Annotated in this window: 3 protein-coding genes; all 3 read right to left on the bottom strand. The window is 63.7% G+C overall.

Features of this window, described 5'->3' with window-relative positions:
• Window positions 1-551, bottom strand: a 551-nt coding sequence (locus AB2385_RS16975) for a hypothetical protein (RefSeq protein WP_367656192.1), incomplete at its 3' end; no start/stop codon positions are given.
• A gap of 220 nt (window positions 552-771) precedes the next feature.
• On the bottom strand, window positions 772-972 hold the full coding sequence (locus AB2385_RS16970; RefSeq protein WP_367656191.1) for a hypothetical protein: 201 nt from the start codon (window positions 970-972) through the stop codon (window positions 772-774).
• Window positions 956-1,756: a GAF domain-containing protein gene (locus tag AB2385_RS16965; RefSeq protein WP_367656190.1), complete on the bottom strand. Its 801-nt coding sequence runs from the start codon at window positions 1,754-1,756 to the stop codon at window positions 956-958. The genes AB2385_RS16970 and AB2385_RS16965 overlap by 17 nt, the downstream gene beginning before the upstream one ends.
• Window positions 1,757-1,971: the final 215 nt, after the last annotated feature.

Genomic DNA, 1,971 nt, shown 5'->3' with positions numbered 1-1,971 from the left:
GTGTACGTGTCCACGATGCCGAGGATCTCGCCGGTGCTCCGCCGGAAAGCAAAGAGCACCACCGCCATTTCGATGACCTGATCGTAGCTGGGGTCCAGACCTGTCGTCTCCACGTCGATAAAGGCTGCGTGTTCCGGTTCCGACAGTTCGGGACCGGGGGTGAACGGGACTGCGGCAGCGGCGATCTCGCGCTCCGCCTGGTCAGGCGATTCGTCCATGACAGGCGGCTGCCCCAGCAGCTGACGAACTCGGTTGAGCCGCTGCACCGCCCTTCGGGCGGGCTGTGACGAACTTCTCGCAAGGTAGCGGTCGAGTACGGCGAGTTCGTCTGCATACCGCTTCTGACTGCGGTAGATCATCGCGAGGCGCTCGTAGTAGGTGTAGGGAACGGCATCCCAGCCCTCACGGGCATGCCGCTGCTCGAGCGCGTCCAGGGCCCGAAGCCAGATCGCCTCAGCTTCCGCCAGGTTCCCGGCCTTGCGGAGCTGTTCTGCCTCCTCCGCCCATTTCCAGTACGGGGGCCCGCTGTAGTCGCGAGGCTGATCTTCCATCGGGTCGTCGCCTCCTTCGAACGAGTAGATGATCTAGAGTTCTGACATTGAAGACCTTGACACCTCCTTCCCGGCCTGCGGGCCTGCGCAACACCGAGCGACGGCCTCCGCAACCGATCGCTCGTGCGGGAGATACAAGAACCGTGGTCCGGCGTCAGGACTCGCCGGACCACGGCCTTCCGCTTGCGGCCGACCTTGCAGGTGCAGCCCGATATGCGGATCAGCTGATCACGGATGGATACCGCCCGCCACACCGTTCGGCCTTGTCAAGGAGTCGGCTCACCTGCCGGAGCAGATCACCCCGCTCCGAATCAACAGATCCGGCCCGTATGACCAGCCTCACGATGTCGAGTTCAGTGGCCTTGCCGTACCGGAACTCCCGGCGGGCGCGCTGGATCATGCGCTCACTTTTCGTTACCATGGCGGGCCACCTCCTTGACCGAGTAATCCACCATCAGTTCGATCTGCCGCAAAACGGCCGCAAACCGGGAGAACACGTGCAGCAGGTTGATATCGTCGTTGGAGAAGGCATCAGGCGGAACGGCGTCGACCAGCAACACGCCGAGCGTCTTTCCGCCTGCACGGATCGGCACGCATACGAAGGAACGATAGGTATGGGTACTGTGGGGGTTCCGCTGGAAGTGGCGGTCCTGCTCGGTGTCACGGCAGTAATAGAGCTCCCCCGTGGTGAGTACCCGGCCAGGGATGGAGTCCCGGACGAACTTGAGATTCCGCTGTGCGGACTCCGAAAAATAGAGCGACCTCGCCAGCCCCAGCGGCGGCGTCCCGTCAGGCCCCTCCGGGAACAGAATGGCGGCGCGGTGATGGCCCGGCGAGCGGATCACCTGCGTGGCGCCGGCGAGCACGGTGGAGTACAGCTTGCTGATCCGGCCGACGGTGAGGTACGGACGCTCCAAGACGTCTGCCACGAGGTCGGCCAGCTCAGCATGGAAGAAGTTGAACAGGGGAACGAGGGCAGAGAGTGCGGCGGCCTCTTCCTTCACCTTTTCCAGGAGAGCCCGCAGTTGGTGGTCGCGCCGGATCTTGATGAGGCCCCGGAAGAACTCCGACTGGTCGGACCGTAACACCTGCACAATGGAGACGACCACGTAGCCGAGGAGAATGCCGATCAGGCCCCCGATTGGGACCTGGACCAGCGTGCTCACCAGCAGCCTGTCGAGGGTGTCCTGAACGGCCTGGGGCACTGGTTCCGCCCCCTCCGTGACCTGGGCTTATCTGTCTCTATTATCGCACAATACTGGCGGCTAGCATAGAATGAGAGTTGGTTCGCATACAACGGGCCGCCCGGACGGACATGGTTCCATCCGGGCGGCCCCGCGACCCAGGCCGGCCAGTAACCGACACGGACGGCCAGTTGACGCGAACGCAGGTTCCCGACTTCCTCTGCGCAGTTCGGGAG

It is taken from the genome of Symbiobacterium sp. (genome assembly GCF_040797425.1).
Taxonomy (GTDB): Bacteria; Bacillota; Sulfobacillia; order Symbiobacteriales; family Symbiobacteriaceae; genus Symbiobacterium.
The sequence above is the reverse complement of the archived record's forward strand: the minus strand, read 5'-3'. Positions and strand labels throughout refer to the sequence as shown.